Source organism: Floccifex porci (assembly GCF_009696175.1).
GTDB classification, from domain to species: Bacteria; Bacillota_I; Bacilli_A; order Erysipelotrichales; family Erysipelotrichaceae; genus Floccifex; species Floccifex porci.
In genome coordinates this window covers 1-18,899 of sequence record NZ_VUMM01000004.1, presented here as the reverse complement: position 1 = coordinate 18,899, position 18,899 = coordinate 1, and the positions used below count along the sequence as shown (strand labels likewise).

Sequence of the window (18,899 nt, the reverse complement as noted above, 5' to 3'; positions counted from 1 at the left end):
TTACCCCTTACTTGATACGTGAACTTTGATTTCTCCCCATACCAGTCCATGATACAGATCCACTTTCACTTTTGTAGTTCCCAATGAACAAATGGATTCTTCCATTTTAATTTTTCTTTTATCCACTTTAATTCCTTTTTTTGATAAACTTTCAACAATCTGTTTAGAAGAAATGGAACCAAATACCTGTCCTTCCTTCCCCGTATTTAAGCTGAACTCCAGTTTGATGGACTCCAGCTGTTTCGATAACTGAATCGCTTCTTCTTTTAATTTTTCTTCTTCCTGTGCTTTTACTTCCATCTGTTTTTCAAGCACTTTTTCTGAACCTTTTGTATAGGCAACTGCCAATCTATTTTTAATCAGATAATTGCGTGCATATCCATCGCTCACTTCTAATACCTGATCTTTATTTCCTAATTTTTTTACATCTTTAAGCAATATTACTTTCATCATATACCTCCCTGATTACATCACATAATTCTTCTTTTATCTGTGAAACGGTGCAGTTCTTTCTTTCCAGAGCAGCCGCACTGAAATGACCTCCACCATTCATTTTTTCCATGATCTTCTGAACGTTAGTACTTCCATCTCCTCTTGCACTGACACTTACTGTATTTGGTTCTTTTGAAGTATAGGCAATTGTAAAAGAAGCTTTGATTCCTTTGATCAGAACAAGTGCATCCGATACCTGAGCCATAATCGTACGGTCGATAATACGTGTATCCCCGCAAGTAATCATAAACTGATTCAAATACGGTTTTGCCTGTAAGATCATTTGTTGTTTCAGCATAAAATGAGAATAATCTTCTTTTAGAGCTTTTTCTGCAACCTGACCATTGGCTCCCCAGGCACGCAGTGCACCGCATGCTTCAAATGTACGAGCATCGGTATGCATTTTAAAGCGATTGGTATCTACCAGAATACCTAAATACATAATCGTCGCTTCCGATTCATAAATAGGAATATGGTTGGGAATGTCCTGTAACAGTTCCACAATTAATTCACATGAAGAACTAGCTGTACTTTCTACATAACTTAACATAGTATTCTTGGCAAAAAATTCATTTCTTCTATGATGATCGATCACAATGATTCGTTTACAGCTTTCAATAAACGAACTTGCTGAACTGATAGAAGGAATGGCATGATCAACCAAAATTAATAAGTCTTCATTATAATTCATTCTCTCCATTGCCTGATCTGGAGTAATAAAAATATGTCTTTCGTTTAAAGACTGTGAATAATGATCCATTGTCATTTGAAGCTGGGCATCTCTTGGAATGGATTTTAAAACGATATATGCATTTTTATTTAAAGCTGTAGCCCAGTTTGAAATACTGAGAGCAGCTCCCATACAATCAAAATCCGACATATAATGTCCGGCAATAAATACCGCTTTTGAATCCAGTATCGCCTGCTGTATGGATTGAGACATAATACGAGCTCTGACTTTTGATCGAGCCGATCCACTTTCCGAATTTCCTCCAATATACTGAACCGGTTCACCCATTCTTCGAATGGCCACCTGATCTCCTCCTCGACTTTGACACAACTCAATCAATTCGTTTAGCATATCATCCAGTTTTGGATATTCACTGGTTCCATAGGCAAAAGCCAGAGACAATGTTATTGATGTGTTCAATGCCATAGATTTATCTCGTATCGTTTGTAGAATGCTGAAATTCTGGGCACGAACTTTCTTTAAAATTTCCTGATTTAAGATTACAATAAAACGATCCGAACGAATACGTCGGATAAACATCCCATTTTCTTTAGCCCATGATACTAAAGGAGCTCTTAAATGCGTATTGATATTGGCTATGATTTCTTCATTTTCGTATTGCTGATATTCCAGATAATTATCCATCTGCATCAGACCTACAACTACATCCTGATTGATATACTTCTGACGCAGTTCATAAAATTCGGTAATATCTTTTACATAAAGCAATCGATTGTCTTCTTTACGAGTAATTTCAAATACAGAATCTTTATATTTCCCAATCACTACATCTACTTCTTCATCAAATAAAGTGCGGATGTTTTCAATCCACGATGTCACTTTTTTATTAACCAGATCCATGCCACGTTCTGCAAAAAACGGCGAACACCACGTTACAACGTAATCGACATCATAAGTAATCATTCCAATGTTTCCAAAACTTAAAGCATCTTTTGCTTCTTTTCCTAAAACACGGGAAATATCAAATTCCGTTTTCATTCCATGTTCTTTTAAATCTCTCCATAAATTCACAAATGGAATGGTCATTAAAATTACGATTACAATCAGCATAATTGCTTCGATCCATTGTTTTTTAAACAGCATAAATAAAATAATTGCTGCTGCAAACAGGGCTGACAGAATAAAAATCTTAGCCCACTTTTCAAATTTCTTCATTTTTTACCTCTGATTTTGTTTCTCTTAATTGTAAAAGACAATCCAATTCACCTAATATAACCCATATTATATTAATAGGGGGAAAAAAACCCAATAATATTACAAAAAAAGACAATTTCTGTTTATGATTCCTTACACAGGCATCCAGTAAATAAACAATTCCAAAATATACCAGCAGAGCATAATCCGCAAACCATGCCAACTGAATAATATCAATCATCATTTTATTTAATTCTACCATATGTTGTCCAAAAAAATAGATATACCATATAAACATTGAAACATAAGCCACCCAATGAGGACTTGAAACTTTATATATTGGTTTCATTGGTCTTGTTTCAATGTGCATTTTTATAAAAATCAATAAGGCAATTGTATGAATGCATAATGCCTGCAGTCCTCCCATAAGAACAATAAACAGACAGGCAAACACTCTAAAATCAATAGAAGGTATAAATTTATGCAGCAGTGCAAAATCTTCACTCAGATCCATGCCAAATAATTGAGTCCATACCAGAACAATCAGAGCCATACTTATTATATTTATGATCATAGCTATGGCTAAATTCAATACATTGCTCCACTTTTTAGAAACTCCAATTCCATAGATCCATCCCATAAAGATAGATGTCCAGCTGTAAAACCAGGTTGTAAATCCTCCTAAAAATACAGTTAACAAGCCCATAGCTATCGCAACTAAGGCACTCATCTTGATATTTGAATTTACTGTATAAATTAAAATTGGAAAAACAAAAATCCAGGGAACAATGGTTTCAATGCTTAAAGCAGTCTGCTGATTAATAAACAATAAAGCGCCATATATAGCACACATCATTGCACCACGAGTCAATTCTTTAGTATTCATATCCTTTTTTATATCACAAAAAGGCAAAAAAAAAAAGACTTCAGTGAAGTCTTAGTCAACTACATATGGTAATAATGCCATTTGACGAGCACGTTTGATAGCTGTTGCTAACATTCTTTGATATTTAGCACGAGTACCTGTTACACGTCTAGGAATAATTTTTCCATTTGCATTAATAAAACGTTTTAATAATTCTACATCTTTGTAGTCAATTTCTTTAATTTTATTTTTTGTAAAGTAACAAACTTTTTTACGCCCCATGCGTTGTTTTTTAAATGCCATTGTTATAATCCTTTCTAGAATGGTAAATCATCACTGGCGATATCCAGTGTATCATTCGAATCAAATGAGCCAAATGCATCATCTACATAATCTGGTTGTGAATAAGAACTGGCTGAACCATAAGGATTTGCGTTCTGCATATTGCGAGGCTGTGAATTACCGGCTGATTTAGGTTCCAAAAATTGAACTGAATCGGTAATCACTTCCGTAACATATACACGCACACCCTGCTGATTATCATAACTGCGAGTCTGTATACGACCTTCAATACCTAATAAAGAACCTTTATGCAAATATTGAGCCATAGTTTCGGCCTGACGATTCCATGTAACACAGCTGATAAAATCGGCTTCCGGCTGTCCAGGTTGAGCACTACGATTACGGCTAACCGCTAAAGTATAAGAACATACACTCGCTCCTGAAGGTGTTTTTCTTAATTCAGGATCTCGAGTCAAACGACCTACTAGTACGACACGGTTAATCATAATTATTTTTCACTTTCTGTTTTTACAACCATAATACGAACAACATCGTTATTGATACGAGCTAAACGCTGAAATTCAAAAATTCCTTCGTTATTTGCAGTTGCATTAATAACTACATAGTGTCCTTTTTTCATGTGATTGATTTCATAAGCAAAATCTTTGATTCCCCAATCATCAAATGAGTCAATGCTTCCCCCGTTATCTGTAATAGTTGAATGTAAACGAGTTTTAACTTTTTCAAATTGAGCTTCATCTAAAGATGCTTTAACAATGTACATGATTTCATATTTTTTCATGTGTACACCTCCCTTTGGACTTTTGGTTTCTTATAAAAAGAAACAGAGAGCAAGCGCAAACTTGCTCAATAAATTTATCATAATCCTTTATAAAAGTAAAGAGTGAAATATTACTTTTCGCTTATTTCACTCATTAATTTCGCATTGGCCATCATCAGACGGATTCGATTTTCCTGATTTACTTTAGAAGCGCTTGGATCATAATCGATGGCTACAACATTGGCATTTGGATATTGTTCTTTTATTTTATGAACCATACCTTTGGCCACTATATGATTTGGCAAACAGCCAAAAGGCTGAGCACTGATCACATTATTGACTCCAGATTTGATCAAAGTTACGACTTCACTTGTTAAAAGCCATCCTTCTCCCATTTTTACACCTGGATTGATAAATGGTTTTCCATTACGAATGACTTCTTCAAAATCATCCGGTTCTAAAAATGTTCCATCTTTTCGAATCGCATTTCGAAATGTTTTCTGCATACGCATAATTACATCTTTCCCAATGGAATAGATCCATCTTGTATTCTTGTGCATATGATAATATTCATAATCGATCAATCCATTTTCAAGACAGTACAGCATAAAGTCCATCACCCCTGAAAGAACCGGTTCAAAACCTTCTTCAATCAGATAATCTTCCAGATTGTTATTTCCTAAAGGAGAATATTTCATATAAATTTCTCCTACGATTCCCACTCGGATTTTTTGTACAGAACGATCTTGCTCAACCTGTTTTAAACGTCGAATCATTTTCTGATAAATGACTTTTGATTTTTGATATCCTCCATTTTCAAATAAATGAATCAATTCATCAACGATTTCATCTATAGCCTGATCGGTATCTCCTTTATGCAATTCATATGGCTTCACCTGATTTTTTAGCCACATCAATGCATCTCCGTAAAGTAAGCCATAGATGACATGCAAAATCATAGGAAGAGTGATTTCCAGTCCACTGTCTTCTTCCAATCCTGAAAAATTAATTGAAAGACAGGGAATCCTTTCTTCCCATCCTTCCATCTCCAAAGCTTTTCGCAATAAAGAAATGTAATTGCTGGCTCTACATCCTCCACCAGTTTGTGTCATAGCCAGACATACATGATCTAAGTCATATTGACCACTTTTCAAAGCATCGATCAGCTGACCGATTACCAGTAAAGCCGGATAACACGTATCATTATGAACATGAGCTAACCCTTCTTCTCTTACGGAATCGGAAGCATTGGTCAAAATTTTTACATTGTATCCACTCATCTTTAATATAGGTGTCAATAATTTAAAATGAATAGGAAGCATATTGGGAGCTAAAATTAAATGATCTTCACGCATTTCTTTTTTGAATTTCGCATAAGCCATTTATCTTCCCTCCTTTTGTGCAATGGCTTCTTTTAAAGAACGAAGCCGAATCCGAGCTGCTCCTAAATTATCAATTTCATCAATTTTGATTTGTGTATAGAATTTATCTTTTTTACGTAATATATCTCTTACTTCATCGGTTGTAATGGCATCAATTCCACATCCAAAGCTGACAAGCTGTACTAAATTCATATCTTCGTTCTCACAGACATAACGCGCTGCCTGATATAAGCGGGCATGGTATGTCCACTGGTTTAATACATTGACTTTCTGTCTTTGCAGTCTTGGAACGCTTTCTTCACTCACTACAACAAATCCTAACTGTGTTAACAGCTGATTCATCTGATGATTGATCAGCGGATCTAAATGATACGGTCTTCCGCATAATACAATAATCGGATAGTGATTGTCTCTGGCAAAGGCTACAGCCTGCATATGTTTTTGAACAAGCTGATCCTTAAAATGTAAATATTCTTCCTTTCCTTTATCTAATGCCTGTAAAACCTGTTTTCTGGTAAAAGAAATACCTGCTTTTTTAAAATGAAGAATCAGTGCATTCACAAATGTTTTCACATCATCAAAGCTTAAATACGGATAAATAATTTTTGTGTTTTTTAAGTCCATGTTCCCTGCAATCACTTCTGGATAATACGCAACCAATGGACAGTTATAATGATTGTCGGACTGTTTTTCATTTATGTTGTATGTCATACAAGGATAGAAAATCGTATCCACTTTGCCAATTAACTGTTCAATGTGTCCATGGACCACTTTTGCTGGAAAACAGGCTGTATCGCTTGGAATAGATTGCTGTCCCTGATGATACATTTTTTTCGTTGATGGACTAGACCAGATTACTTCATAATCTAAAGCATCAAAAAAGGCAGACCAAAAAGGCAGCAAATCGTAATTATTTAATACAAGAGGCATTCCTATTTTCTTTTCATGTTTATATTTATCTATATATTGATGGATCAATTCCATTTTATCTTTATATAGATCGGGTAAATTCAGATTGTTTTTCTTTGTTTTGATCATTTTGTCACATTTATTTCCTGCAACTAATACCGTCCCATCAAAGAAAGTATTTACAGTCAAAGAACAATGATTTGTACACCCCTGGCAGGCAATCGATTTAGATTCATGAGTAAATTGACAACACTGATCGTATGTTAAAAGAGAACTGTTTTCCGGATGCAGATCCTGTGCATATAAAGCTGCTCCATAAGCCCCCATCAAATGAGCAATGCTTGGACGAATAACCTCTCTTTGAAGTTCCATTTCAAAACTTCTTAAAACCGAATCATTCTGAAACGTTCCACCCTGAACCACTATATTTTTACCAATATTCTCTTTATTTTTAGCACGGATGACTTTATATAATGCGTTTTTTACAACCGAACGGCACAATCCGGCAGAAATATCTGCCATGCTCGCTCCATTTTTCTGTGCCTGCTTGACTCCCGAATTCATAAATACGGTACATCGAGTTCCTAAATCAACTGGATGTTTTGCCTGCAATCCAATCTTCGCAAATTCTTTGGCATCATATCCCAGTGATTTGGCAAAAGTTTCAATAAAGGAACCACATCCTGAAGAACAGGCTTCATTTAATACAATGTCATCAATATGTCCATCTCGGATCTTAAAACATTTAATGTCCTGTCCTCCAATATCCAGTATATAATCCACATCTGGATTAAACGCTTTTGCCGCTGTATAGTGAGCCATTGTTTCAACGATTCCACCATCCAGATGGAAGGCATGGACCATCAGTTCTTCTCCATATCCAGTTGCATAGCTTCCCCCAATGCAGATGTCCGGATTGATTTGATATATTGTTTTCAATTCTTTTAAAACAACATCCAGCGGATTTCCTTTATTGGATGAATACGAATCATATAGAATTTTATGATCCTCACTTAATAAAACCAGTTTGGTTGTAGTGGATCCTGAATCAATTCCTAAATAAGCTTTTCCTTTATATTCTTTTAAAGAAGCATGTTGAACATCATGAGAACGATGTCTTTTCATAAAATCTTCATAATCCTGTTCACTTTCAAATAAAGGGGAAGATTCTTCTAAAGTGATGGGCTGATTCACAAGATCCAGTAATTTCTGTTCCAGCTGTTCAAACGTGAATGATTCTTTAGCACATAATGCCGCTCCTAAAGCCACAAAATGAATGGCTGTTTCTGGACAGGTAATCTGATCCTCTTCCATCTTTAAAGTTTCTTTAAATCGATTCCTTAATCCTTCTAAGAAATAAAGCGGTCCTCCCAGAAATAACAGATTTCCTTCAATTTTTCTTCCCTGTGCTAAAGAAGTAATGGTCTGATCCACAACGGCCTGAAAAATACTGGCGCAAAGATCAGCTTTATCCACTCCCTGATTGATCAATGGCTGAATGTCTGTTTTCGCAAACACTCCACAGCGAGAAGCAATTGGATATAAACGATGAAAGTGCAAAGAAGCTTCATTCATCTGAGATAGATCCATATCCAGTAAAGAAGCCATCTGATCAATAAAGGCCCCTGTTCCTCCAGCACATGTAGAATTCATTCTTTGTTCAATGCTTCCTTTAAAAAACAGAATTTTCGCATCTTCTCCACCTAATTCAATAGCCACATCGGTTTCTGGAAAGAAAGTATGCACTCCTTGAGCCGAAGCAAATACTTCCTGAACAAAAGGAATATTTCCCTGTTCACATAAACCCAAAGCTCCCGACCCACTAATGGCAAACTGAAAAGGCTCTTTGGTATAACACTTTAATTCTCTTAATTTATCCAGTGCTTTCTGGCGTACCTGAGCCATATGTCGTTCATAACTTTTATAACAAATGTGATTGTACTCATCTAAAACAACGGCTTTAATCGTTGTACTTCCTATATCAAATCCGATTTTATACTTCATTTTTAACTCCTATTGATAATTCTTTTTAACGCTTTTTTACAAAAAAATCAAGTATTAAGAATATATTTTACTTTTATTCTCAAAATATTTACATGTTTACATTGTTTTCATGTTATCATTATTCTGTAAGAAAAGAGGTTTAATATGAAAGATAAACTCACATCTCTGGAATTGAAATGGATCGTGTATGATATAGGAAATTCTGCATTTATATTATTATGTACAACCATTATTCCTATTTATTTTAATTCTATCTCATCGGCTGCAGGAATCGCTGAAAGCGATTATTTAACCTACTGGTCCTATGCCACAAGCATTGCCACCATCATTGTTGTTTTTGCAGGTCCAATTTTTGGAACACTTGCCGACTATAAAGATAAGAAAAAACGGTATTTCTTTATTTCCGCATTATTAGGTGCTTTAGGATTGGCCGCTTTCTGGATTCCTGGTAACTGGAAATACTTCCTGTTGTTATTTGTATGTGCCAAAGTCTTTTACAGCTTATCTTTAGTATTCTATGATTCTATGTTAAATGATGTAACAACGGATGAAAGAATGGATAATGTTTCTTCTATTGGATATGCACTTGGATATATTGGAAGCTGTGTTCCTTTTATCATCAGCTTAGGATTGGTTTTAATTGGAGAAAAAATTGGTTTCAGTATATCGACTTCTATGATGATTGCTTTTATCTTAAATGCAGTATGGTGGATTGCTTTTACCATTCCAATTGCCATTTCTTATAAACAGAAATCTTATATTGAAAAACAGGATCATGTACTGAAACAGACATTTGGGCGTTTGTATCATTCATTAAAGAATGCAAAAAAAGATAAAAAAATCTTTTTATTCTTACTGGCTTTCTTTTTCTATATTGATGGTGTTTATACCATTATTGATATGTCCACTGCTTATGGGACCAGTTTAGGACTGGATACAACCGGTTTATTACTGGCTTTGTTAATGACACAGATTGTTGCCTTTCCTGCCAGTCTGATTTTCGCAAAATTATCTAAAAAAGGATCAAGTGAAAAACTGATCAAAATCGCAATCCTGGCTTATTTCTGTATTGCCGTATTTGCGATTCAACTGGATAAACAATGGGAATTCTGGTTACTGGCATTTGCGGTTGGATGTTTCCAGGGAGGAATTCAATCTTTATCTCGTTCCTATTTTGCCAAGATCATTCCAGATGCTTCCAGTGGAGAATATTTTGGATTGTTTGATGTCTGTGGAAAAGGAGCCAGTTTCTTAGGAACTTTCTTAATTGGTTTCATTACACAGATTACAGGTCATCAGAATATTGGAGTAGCGGCTATATCTGTATTGTTTCTAATTGGTTTCTTCATTTTTAATAAAGTATCAAAAATGGAATAAAGTGGTTTTGAACCACTTTATTTTTTTCTTTGTTTTAAAAATAATAAAATACCAGTTGTGATAATAATCAGATATCCGATCCATGAAGAAGAAGTGGGAATCTGATGAAAAATCATATAGCTGAACAGAGTAGAAAATAAAACCTGTGAATAATCAAAAGCGGATATATCTTTTGCAGGAGCATTGGCATAGGCAGCGGTAATTGAAAATTGTCCCCCTGCTGCACAAAGTCCAGCACATAGTAAAAGGATAAATTGTTTTAAAGAAATGGGATAATAATTAAATATCAGATAAGGAAGAGTTACCAGACAGGAAAAAGCACTAAAGAAAAAGACAATCTTCGTTCCTTTTTCTTTTCGTAAAGATAACGCTCTTACACAAGTATAGGCACTTCCTGCCCCAATGGCCCCTATCAGTCCAATGATTGCTGGTAAAATGGATACAAAATCCAGAGAGGGTCGAATAATAAACAAACTTCCCGCAAAAGCAATCGTTACACATCCCATTTCAAAAAGGGATGCTTTTTCTTTTAAAAACAGATAAGAAAATAAAACTACAAAAAAGGGAGATAATTTATTCAACATAGATGCATCGGATAAGATCAGATGATCTACGGCATAAAAATTACATAAGATCCCAATGGTACCCAATGTACTTCTTAATACTAATAAAGGAAGATTTTCTTTTTTATAGATGATCTTTTCCTTTGATCGAATCAGTAAAACAAGTGCAAAAAGACAGGCGATCAGATTTCGAAAAAAACTTTTTTCAATTGAAGGAATATCTCCTGAACATTTCACAAATACACCCATTAGAGCAAAAAAGAAAGCGGAAATAATTATATATAAAATCCCTTTATATTTCTGACTCATTTTTCTTCCTCCTTAAATTGTATTGTACATATATATAAATAATTCAGATGTTTTTTATTCTTTTCTTTTGAAATTTTCATATTTTTATGGCTTACATATAAATAAGCTAAACAGATACCTAAATCAATCTGATTGTTTTTATCCGGTGTACACTTTAAAGAATGAAACATTCCGGATTTAGGTATATACCATAGATGTACTTTATTGGTTTCATGGGTAAAATACCAAGGCTGGGAATTCATAGAGCTTGGCGCATAGTAAGCTGGTTTTAAGTTTTCATCCAGCTGATCGCTAAAATCAGACCATTCTTTTCTTTTAAACTGCAATACTTCACGATAAGAAGATGTATTTGGATATCCAAAACATAATGATATACAATAATTTTCTTCTTTAGAAGAAGCCATTCCCATCCAGCAGGCTCCCAGACCCAATGAATATAGATACAGTTCCAGTTGTGCTCCCATAAATCCAGCATTCATTCTTCCCTGAATTGTTTTTTCAGAAGTAATTTCAATACAATTTAATGTTTTAAAAGGTAAAATTGTGTGTATCTGATCTTTTTCTACAATTTTAATTTTCGTTTGAATAGATGCATCCAATGGAACAATTTCTGAAAGAAACGATTCAATCACATCCAATTCTTTTACTCTTTCTTTTTTATAATTTCGTACACTTTTTCTTTTATATATATATTCTTTCATAACCCTCCGTGAACTACCCGTCCCTAAAGGGACAGGGCTTCTGGGAACGTCAAACTTAGCTGCATACTTTACAGCCAGAGGCTCAACTGTTTACCATGGCTCGTTCAAAGCCTTTTCTTGTATCCATTCAGGCTAAGCCTACAGCCAAACCTGTTTCTTTGATATTGATTGCAGCGTTGACGTCTCGATCAAGGTAAGTGCCACACTCAGGACAGTTCCATTCTCTGACCTTCAACTATCCATATGCGTTATAACCCATGCGATTGTTGACGCTGCACATACATTGCATGTCTGGCTTGTGTATTTCGGATTAACACGAATCATTTTCTTGCCATAAGACAGACATTTGTAGGCAAGCATGTTTACAAACATGTTCCAGGAAACATTCGCAACGGCTCTTGACAGATGATGATTGTGCATCATTCCCTTGGCTTTCAGGTCTTCAATCACAATCACATCATATGTCTTTACAAGCCATGTACTCAGCTTATACAGATAGTTTTTTCTCTGATTGGCAATATATTCGTATATCTTTGCACACATCTGCCTTGCTTTCTGGTAGTTCCTGAAATCAGTCAACCGCAGATTCTTATTCTTTTTCATTGCCTCTTTAACCCACAGAAACATTCTTGAAGCAAGTCTTTGCCAATAACGAAGACGTTTTTCGGATTCCTTGTCAAAGCGAGGCATGTTGATCTTCGTGCCATCAGAAAGAATTGCAAAATCTTTGAGCCCGACATCAATGCCGATTGATTTGCCTGTCTTTGGAAGATCAACTTCTTCATATTCGCAAAGAACAGATGCTTCGTATTTTCCTGATGCTTTCTGTCTGATGGTAATGGAACAGATTCGTCCATGAGGGAGTTTTCAAGCTTTAAAGTATACGGAACCCGGCTTTGGAATGCGGATGTGATGATAACAATGTTATTGTTGACGCATTTGGAAATGTAACTTTGCTCATGTTTCTTTGACTTGAACTTTGGAAAACGGGTCTGTCCTTTAAAGAAACGGGTATAAGCCTTATGCAGATTCTCAGTTGTTCCAGTCAGGGCGGTTGAATCCGCATCTTTTAGCCATGGATATTCTCTCTTGAGCTGTTTGATAAGCTAGTTCATGGAAAATGCACTCAGATATGGAGCAGAAGGCTCATTGTCGTGCCGTTCTTTCTACATCGCCAGCAAGTTGTTCCAAAGCCATCTTGAACAGCCAAACGAAACAGCAATCTGCTGTTTCTGAGCATCGTTGGGATACAGGCAGATTTGGAAGCCCCTCTTAATCTTTGTCATGGGATGACTCCTTCTTTTCTGGTTATGTAAGCCTTTTGACGTGTCTTTCTATTTATATATTATATCATATAGTACTTGATAATGGATTACAGTTTCCAAAAAAAGGCGATTCATCTCGGCCCTGAAGGACCGAGTTTCCTCGCTAATTCCACAAAAAAAACAGAAAGATTTCTCTTTCTATTTTATATTTTTAAACACCTGTAAAGCTAAACAGCCCAATCCTGTATGAATCCCCACAGCAGTTACCAGATCAATAATCTGAATCTGAACATCAGAAATTCTTTCTTCGATCCGTTTTTTATATTCTTTAGCTTCTTCTAAACAATCTACATGAGCAATAATAAATGTATAAGAAGCATCCATACCTTTTTTTATGATATAATCTATTACTTTATCCTGCGCTTTTTTCCATGTACGTACTTTATCCAAAGTATCCACTTTTCCGCCTGTTTCTTTATTAATATGACAGATTGGAACAATTTTTAACAGACCTGCTAATGCAGCTGCAGCAGGTGTCAGTCGTCCTCCTCTTTTCATATGCTGCAAATCTTTAAACATCAGAATCGTATCCGCAGAATCCGCAATGGTCTGAACGGATTCTTTCGTTTCTTCTAAAGAATGACCTTGTTCGATCATCTGTTTTGCCACCTGAATCATTCGAGTCTGGACTACTGCCGTCACATAACAATCCACTCCTATAAAAGTCAGATCCAGCTGATTGGCTATCATTTCCAGTGCATCATAACAACCCGATAATCCTCTGCAGATGGGAATGGCAAAAATTGTATCATAGCCTTGTTCCTTTAATGTTTCAAATAAATCCTGAATATAACCTAATTTTGGTAAAGAAGTACGGAATATCTTTTTTTCATGTAATTTTTGAATCACCTGTTCATGGGTAATTGTCTGGTATTCATCATAGGAAATACCCTCACATTCCAGTTGCAGCGGAAGACAAAAAATTCCTTCTTTTTCCCATTGTTCACAGCTTTTCCCTGTTCCTGTATCGGTTACAAATGCTACTCTCATAATTAATGTCCTTTCACTTTCTTAATATATTGAATCCCAATGGCTCCATTTCCTGTATGAGAAGCAATAACAGCTCCTATAGACATACGATGCACTTCAATGCCTTCATCTTTGAATAAATCTTCAGCCATCTGTGCATACTTTTCACTCCTTGAATCCAGGACATATACTTCGTATTCTCCATCTTTAATATCCTGGATCATAGATTTGCATACTTTGCCAATGGCCTTTGTCATCGTTCTGACTTTTTCTCCATCTTTTCCGACTTTCCCCTGGGTATCTTTTGACACTTCTAAAATAGGAACGATCTTTAACATTCCTGCCAGCTTGGCGGCTCCTGAAGATAAACGTCCTCCTTTAGCTAAATGATTTAAATTTTCTGGCATCAGATATCCTTTGGAATGTTCCATGCTCTCTTTTAAACGATTCATAATTTCATCGATTTCAACACCTTGTTTTACCAGACGAATGGCACTCAATGCCAGATACTGTTCCACTGCCAATGTAGAATAAATATCAAAAGTATGAACATTTATCTGATATTCCTTTGAAATTGCCTGTATCGTTGCATTGGTGCTGGACAATCCACTGGATAAAGTAATCAGAATCACATCGCTGACCTGTTCTTTTTCCAGTCGATCAAATAAATCTTTGATCATTGCCAGTGGTGGCAAACTGGTTTGTGGCATAAATCCATTATCTAAATCGTCATATAATGACTCTGTCATTAAATCAATTCCATCCAGATACGTTTTATCTTCAATCATTACCTGAAGGGGAAGAAATTCTAGTCCGGCTCTTTGGGCTTGCTGCTGACTCAAACAAGACCCGCTATCTACAATTACTTTAATTTTCATATCATTCCTCCATTTAATTATTGTACACTCTTTTAAATAGAATTACATATATTTTTAGGATATAATATTGATATGGAGAACTTTATACAATTTAAAAATGTAAGAAAAACATATACTATGGGAGAAGTGCAGATTCATGCTCTGGATAGTGTTTCTTTTACGATTTCTCAAGGAGAATTTGTCATTATCTGTGGAGAATCGGGTGCTGGTAAAAGTACGATTCTAAACTTACTGGGGGGAATGGATAAAGTTACAGAAGGACAAATTATTGTTGATGGAAAAGAAATCAGTCAGTATAACGATAAAGAATTGACATTATATAGAAGATATGATGTTGGATTTGTATTTCAGTTTTACAATCTTGTTCAAAATTTAACACTAAGAGAAAATGTGGAACTGGCTTGTCAAATCTGTAAAAATACACTGGATATTGATAAAACCATTGCCTCTGTTGGTTTAAGTGAAAGAATTCATAACTTTCCTTCTCAGTTATCTGGTGGAGAACAGCAGCGTGTTGCCATTGCCAGAGCTTTAGCAAAAAATCCAAAGCTTCTGCTTTGCGATGAGCCAACGGGTGCATTAGATTATCAAACTGGAAAACAGGTATTAAAAGTATTACAGAAAGCATGTAAGGAGCAACAGAAAACAGTCATCGTAATCACTCATAATTTAGCATTGTGTCCAATGGGTGATAAAGTTATTAAAGTAAAGAGTGGAAAAATTGATAGTATTTCCATCAATGAAAATCCAATGGATGTAGATCGGATCGAATATTAATGCCAAAAACATTTTTAAAGAATATTTTAATGGAGATTCGACATTCTTTCGGTCGTTTCTTATCGATAATGATGATTGTTGCCATTGGTACTGCTTTTTTTGCTGGTATTAAAGCCAGTGCTCCCGATATGAAATACAGTGCAGACCAGTATTTCGATAAATACCATGTTCAGGATATACAAGTGTATTCTACTTTAGGACTATATGATGAAGATATTAAAGAAATTGAAGATTTGGATAATGTCCAATCAGTTCAGGCTGGATATTCAATCGATGCTTTGTGCCAGAAAGAAGCCAGTGAACTGGTCATAAAAGTTTTATCTTATCAAAAAGATCAGGAATTAAACCAGATTCGACTGATTGATGGTCGTATGCCTGAAAATGAAAAAGAATGTCTTGTACAGGCTGATAGTGCGACGACTGAACTGTATGGTGGATTTTCAATCGGAGATACGATTACTTTGTATTCACAGGGAGATGAAAATATAAAAGATTCACTTAAATATGATTCTTATAAAATTGTAGGTACATGTTACAACCCAAATTATTTATCTTATGAACTAGGAAGTTCTTCCATTGGTTCTGGTTCTGTAAATAATTTCATTTATATTATGGATTCCGATTTCCTTCTGGATTATTATACAGAAATCGATGTATCCGTTCAGGGAAGTAAAGACTTAAATACCTATAGTGATGAATATTTTGATTTAATTGAACCGGTACTTAAAAAAATTGAAAAATTAGGCCCTGTTCAAATTGAAGCTCGTATTCAAAAACTTCAGAATGAATTGAATGAAGCAAAAGATCAGTTATATGAAGAAATGGATGCGGCTCAGAAAAAATTAAACGATGCCCAGGCTCAGATTGACGATGGTCAGGCACAAATCAATGCTTCTTCTAAAACATTAGCGGATTCAAAAGCACAATTGGATGCAGGATGGGCAAAATATAATGAAAATGCTCATGTTTATTCCGATTTAGAACAGGTTGAAAATGCTTTGGCTCAAATTGAACAGGGAGAAGCTTCTTTGCCAACATTAGAAGCCAATAAAGTACAGCTTCAAAATGCCATCAGTCAGCTTCAGTCTTTAAATAAACAACTGGATTATATCGATTTCTACAATACCACATTACAGGCAATCGACTGGTTAATTGAAAATGGACTGGCCAGTGATGCGATTATTGCACAAAGAGAACAGCTGGCTAGTCTGGTTGAACTGTTATCTTCTTATACAAAAGAAAGTATTCAGGCCCAGATTGATGAATGCAATGCCAATATTGCTTTGATTGATCAGACCATTGAGCAGATTCATCAGGGAAGTGCACAAAAAGAAGAATTGTTAAAGAATAAAGAATTATTATTAGATGCCAAAGCCCAGCTGGATGCTTCTTATAATCAGCTGGTAAGTGGACAGGCACAATATGAAAGTGGATTGGCACAGCTTCAGCAGGCCCAAAGTGAACTGAACCAGGCAAAACAGGAACTGGAAAATGGCAAAAAAGAGCTGGAAGAAACAAAAGATAAGTATGAAAAAGAAATCCAGAAAAATCAGGAACAGATCGATTCAATAAAAGGAGAATGGATCGTACTGGATCGAAATTCTCATTATTCTTATCGCGATTATGGTGCCTGTGCCGATCGTATGGACGGAATTGCGAAAGTCTTTCCTGTCTTCTTCTTCCTGGTTGCTGCTCTGGTTTGTATGACCACTATGACACGTATGGTGGATGAACAGCGAAATGAAATCGGTACTCTGAAAGCACTGGGTTATTCAAAAAGACAGATTGCCAGCAAATATATGTTCTATGCATTAAGTGCCGGTATTCTTGGTTCCATTCTGGGCTGTTCGATTGGGATGTATATTTTTCCAAAAGTCATCTACAGTGCATGGAATATGATGTACAATCTTGAGAAAATCTGTTTTAAATTTCAGCCGGGTCTGATTTTACTGGCTTCTGTTTCAATGATAGGTGTTACTTTACTTGCGACTTATTATTCCATCCAATCGGAATTAAAAGAAGTTCCAAGTCAATTAATGAGACCTAAAGCTGCCAAAGCCGGTAAAAAGATTTTCCTTGAGAAAATATCCTTTATCTGGAATCATCTAGCCTTTTTACATAAGGTAACCGCTCGTAATTTATTCCGATATAAAAAACGTTTCTATATGACCATTATCGGAATAGCAGGATGTTCCGCTTTACTGGTAGCTGGATTTGGAATTAACGATAGTATTTCGGATATTGTTCATCAGCAATATAATGTGATTTACCAGTACAATGCTTCTATTAAGCTTAGTGGCCCTTCAACGAAAGAAATAGATAAAATAAATGGCATCCAGTCGTATTTAAAAGAAGAACAGATGGCAGGTACGGTTAACATTGATGATAAAGATATGAGTACAACCATTCATATTCTTGATGATTTTGACAAGATTGGAAAGTATATTACCTTCAAGGATGCACGTTCAAATAAAAATTTAGAGATGAAAGAAGATTCTATCATCATATCACAAAAAATAGCCGATAAAGTTGGGCTTTCTGTTGGAGATACCCTTCATTTTAAAGATACGGATGGTAAAGAATTAAGCTGTAAAATAACAGGTATATATGAAAATTATGTGGGACACCATATATTTGTATCTCGAAAGACATATCGATCCTGGAAATCAAAGGCTGCTACTTCCTATGTTTGTCTGTTAAAAACAAAGGATCAGTCTGATACCTTTGAAAAGAAACTTGGAAATACATTAATGAAAATAGACAATGTGAAAAGTGTCACTTTCTACTCCAGTCTAGAAGAAAATTTTCAATCCATTGTTTCCAGTCTAACAATGATCGTTATACTGTTGGTTGGATGTGCAGCAGCTTTAGCCTTTGTTGTTCTCTATAATCTAAGCAATGTAAATATTTCTGAGCGTATTCGAGAAATCGCAACAATTAAAGTATTAGGTTTCCTTCCTCATGAAGTCAGTGCTTATGTGAATCGTGAAAGTACAATTTTAACAGTTATTGGAGCTATTGCCGGATTGATTCTGGGAATTGGTTTACATCATTTAATTATGAATCTGGCAGAAATGGATGACATTATGTTTGGTAGAACGATAAAACCATCCAGTTTTATAATCAGTTTTATTATGACCATCGCCTTTAATATGATCATCAATCTATTTATGAGAAAGAAGTTAAAAAAAGTTGAAATGGTTGAATCTTTAAAAGCAGTAGAATAACTACTGCTTTTATTATAGATATTTTCAATAATAAAAGAGCACGTTTTGAAGTGAACCCAAAAGTTTGGACTCATTAATATTTATTCTAATTTACTCATTTATACTTAATTGTATAGATGAGTTTTTTATTATTCATTACGTCGGTCGCTATATAAATCGTTGCACATCATGTA

General features: G+C 35.3%; 18 protein-coding genes. 3 read left to right on the top strand and 15 right to left on the bottom strand.

All coding sequences use genetic code 11. The features are described 5' to 3' along the window. From rplI to FYJ50_RS03405, 8 genes are all read right to left on the bottom strand, one after another. A complete protein-coding gene (gene rplI / locus FYJ50_RS03440) occupies positions 1-450 on the bottom strand; it encodes a 50S ribosomal protein L9 (RefSeq protein WP_154459631.1) in 450 nt (149 codons plus the stop codon). Further along, positions 431-2,398 carry a GGDEF domain-containing protein gene (locus FYJ50_RS03435; RefSeq protein WP_154459630.1) on the bottom strand — a complete coding sequence of 656 codons (1,968 nt, stop codon included), beginning with the start codon at positions 2,396-2,398 and terminating at the stop codon, positions 431-433. The genes rplI and FYJ50_RS03435 overlap by 20 nt, the downstream gene beginning before the upstream one ends. Further along, positions 2,385-3,263 carry a YybS family protein gene (locus FYJ50_RS03430; RefSeq protein ID WP_154459629.1) on the bottom strand — a complete coding sequence of 293 codons (879 nt, stop codon included), beginning with the start codon at positions 3,261-3,263 and terminating at the stop codon, positions 2,385-2,387. Before FYJ50_RS03430 ends, FYJ50_RS03435 begins: the two co-directional genes overlap by 14 nt. 51 nt (positions 3,264-3,314) lie before the next feature. Further along, positions 3,315-3,545, bottom strand: coding sequence for a 30S ribosomal protein S18 (gene rpsR / locus FYJ50_RS03425; protein ID WP_003864783.1), 231 nt, complete (start codon positions 3,543-3,545; stop codon positions 3,315-3,317). A gap of 14 nt (positions 3,546-3,559) precedes the next feature. Beyond that, positions 3,560-4,030, bottom strand: coding sequence for a single-stranded DNA-binding protein (gene ssb, locus FYJ50_RS03420; RefSeq protein WP_154459628.1), 471 nt, complete (start codon positions 4,028-4,030; stop codon positions 3,560-3,562). A gap of 2 nt (positions 4,031-4,032) precedes the next feature. Continuing rightward, positions 4,033-4,326 carry a 30S ribosomal protein S6 gene (gene rpsF, locus FYJ50_RS03415; protein ID WP_154459627.1) on the bottom strand — a complete coding sequence of 98 codons (294 nt, stop codon included), beginning with the start codon at positions 4,324-4,326 and terminating at the stop codon, positions 4,033-4,035. Positions 4,327-4,436: 110 nt separating this feature from the next. Further along, positions 4,437-5,687 (bottom strand): 2-hydroxyglutaryl-CoA dehydratase, encoded by a 1,251-nt coding sequence (locus tag FYJ50_RS10820; protein ID WP_338082657.1) that lies wholly within the window; start codon positions 5,685-5,687, stop codon positions 4,437-4,439. After that, positions 5,688-8,600 (bottom strand): acyl-CoA dehydratase activase, encoded by a 2,913-nt coding sequence (locus FYJ50_RS03405; RefSeq protein WP_154459626.1) that lies wholly within the window; start codon positions 8,598-8,600, stop codon positions 5,688-5,690. A 144-nt stretch (positions 8,601-8,744) separates the two neighbouring features. On the opposite strand from FYJ50_RS03405, the gene FYJ50_RS03400 reads away from it, so the two are divergent. Beyond that, positions 8,745-9,977, top strand: a complete 1,233-nt coding sequence (locus FYJ50_RS03400; protein ID WP_154459625.1) for an MFS transporter — start codon at positions 8,745-8,747, stop codon at positions 9,975-9,977. A gap of 17 nt (positions 9,978-9,994) precedes the next feature. Here the strand turns inward: FYJ50_RS03400 and FYJ50_RS03395 are convergent, their stop codons facing one another. From FYJ50_RS03395 to FYJ50_RS03375, 7 genes are all read right to left on the bottom strand, one after another. Beyond that, positions 9,995-10,849: a DMT family transporter gene (locus FYJ50_RS03395; RefSeq protein ID WP_154459624.1), complete on the bottom strand. Its 855-nt coding sequence runs from the start codon at positions 10,847-10,849 to the stop codon at positions 9,995-9,997. After that, entirely contained in the window at positions 10,846-11,550 is a 705-nt protein-coding gene (locus FYJ50_RS03390) for a nitroreductase family protein (protein ID WP_154459623.1), read from the bottom strand. The genes FYJ50_RS03395 and FYJ50_RS03390 overlap by 4 nt, the downstream gene beginning before the upstream one ends. A 127-nt stretch (positions 11,551-11,677) precedes the next feature. Beyond that, positions 11,678-11,785 carry a zinc ribbon domain-containing protein gene (locus tag FYJ50_RS10880; RefSeq protein ID WP_205946405.1) on the bottom strand — a complete coding sequence of 36 codons (108 nt, stop codon included), beginning with the start codon at positions 11,783-11,785 and terminating at the stop codon, positions 11,678-11,680. Further along, entirely contained in the window at positions 11,782-12,384 is a 603-nt protein-coding gene (locus FYJ50_RS10515; RefSeq protein ID WP_338082993.1) for an RNA-guided endonuclease InsQ/TnpB family protein, read from the bottom strand. The genes FYJ50_RS10880 and FYJ50_RS10515 overlap by 4 nt, the downstream gene beginning before the upstream one ends. Positions 12,385-12,716: 332 nt before the next feature. Beyond that, positions 12,717-12,836 carry a helix-turn-helix domain-containing protein gene (locus FYJ50_RS10875; protein WP_205946404.1) on the bottom strand — a complete coding sequence of 40 codons (120 nt, stop codon included), beginning with the start codon at positions 12,834-12,836 and terminating at the stop codon, positions 12,717-12,719. A 177-nt stretch (positions 12,837-13,013) separates the two neighbouring features. After that, positions 13,014-13,865: a DegV family protein gene (locus FYJ50_RS03380; protein ID WP_154459622.1), complete on the bottom strand. Its 852-nt coding sequence runs from the start codon at positions 13,863-13,865 to the stop codon at positions 13,014-13,016. A 2-nt stretch (positions 13,866-13,867) separates the two neighbouring features. Then, on the bottom strand, positions 13,868-14,722 hold the full coding sequence (locus FYJ50_RS03375; protein ID WP_154459621.1) for a DegV family protein: 855 nt from the start codon (positions 14,720-14,722) through the stop codon (positions 13,868-13,870). 72 nt (positions 14,723-14,794) lie between these two features. Between FYJ50_RS03375 and FYJ50_RS03370 the strand changes: the two genes are divergently transcribed. Together FYJ50_RS03370 and FYJ50_RS03365 are read left to right on the top strand one after the other, a co-directional pair. Then, positions 14,795-15,499 carry an ABC transporter ATP-binding protein gene (locus FYJ50_RS03370; protein ID WP_154459620.1) on the top strand — a complete coding sequence of 235 codons (705 nt, stop codon included), beginning with the start codon at positions 14,795-14,797 and terminating at the stop codon, positions 15,497-15,499. Beyond that, positions 15,499-18,726 (top strand): ABC transporter permease, encoded by a 3,228-nt coding sequence (locus tag FYJ50_RS03365; protein WP_154459619.1) that lies wholly within the window; start codon positions 15,499-15,501, stop codon positions 18,724-18,726. Before FYJ50_RS03370 ends, FYJ50_RS03365 begins: the two co-directional genes overlap by 1 nt. Positions 18,727-18,899: the final 173 nt, after the last annotated feature.

Excerpts from the sequence above, each read along its gene's own strand:
- FYJ50_RS03380 (WP_154459622.1), bottom strand. The coding sequence starts at position 13,865 with ATGAGAGTAGCATTTGTAACCGATACAGGAACAGGGAAAAGCTGTGAA.
- FYJ50_RS03405 (WP_154459626.1), bottom strand. The coding sequence starts at position 8,600 with ATGAAGTATAAAATCGGATTTGATATAGGAAGTACAACGATTAAAGCC.
- FYJ50_RS03395 (WP_154459624.1), bottom strand. The coding sequence starts at position 10,849 with ATGAGTCAGAAATATAAAGGGATTTTATATATAATTATTTCCGCTTTC.
- FYJ50_RS03435 (WP_154459630.1), bottom strand. The coding sequence starts at position 2,398 with ATGAAGAAATTTGAAAAGTGGGCTAAGATTTTTATTCTGTCAGCCCTG.
- ssb (WP_154459628.1), bottom strand. The coding sequence starts at position 4,030 with ATGATTAACCGTGTCGTACTAGTAGGTCGTTTGACTCGAGATCCTGAA.
- FYJ50_RS03370 (WP_154459620.1), top strand. The coding sequence starts at position 14,795 with ATGGAGAACTTTATACAATTTAAAAATGTAAGAAAAACATATACTATG.
- FYJ50_RS03400 (WP_154459625.1), top strand. The coding sequence starts at position 8,745 with ATGAAAGATAAACTCACATCTCTGGAATTGAAATGGATCGTGTATGAT.
- rpsR (WP_003864783.1), bottom strand. The coding sequence starts at position 3,545 with ATGGCATTTAAAAAACAACGCATGGGGCGTAAAAAAGTTTGTTACTTT.
- FYJ50_RS03365 (WP_154459619.1), top strand. The coding sequence starts at position 15,499 with ATGCCAAAAACATTTTTAAAGAATATTTTAATGGAGATTCGACATTCT.
- FYJ50_RS03390 (WP_154459623.1), bottom strand. The coding sequence starts at position 11,550 with ATGAAAGAATATATATATAAAAGAAAAAGTGTACGAAATTATAAAAAA.
- FYJ50_RS03430 (WP_154459629.1), bottom strand. The coding sequence starts at position 3,263 with ATGAATACTAAAGAATTGACTCGTGGTGCAATGATGTGTGCTATATAT.
- FYJ50_RS10875 (WP_205946404.1), bottom strand. The coding sequence starts at position 12,836 with ATGACAAAGATTAAGAGGGGCTTCCAAATCTGCCTGTATCCCAACGAT.
- FYJ50_RS10820 (WP_338082657.1), bottom strand. The coding sequence starts at position 5,687 with ATGGCTTATGCGAAATTCAAAAAAGAAATGCGTGAAGATCATTTAATT.
- FYJ50_RS03375 (WP_154459621.1), bottom strand. The coding sequence starts at position 14,722 with ATGAAAATTAAAGTAATTGTAGATAGCGGGTCTTGTTTGAGTCAGCAG.
- rplI (WP_154459631.1), bottom strand. The coding sequence starts at position 450 with ATGAAAGTAATATTGCTTAAAGATGTAAAAAAATTAGGAAATAAAGAT.
- rpsF (WP_154459627.1), bottom strand. The coding sequence starts at position 4,326 with ATGAAAAAATATGAAATCATGTACATTGTTAAAGCATCTTTAGATGAA.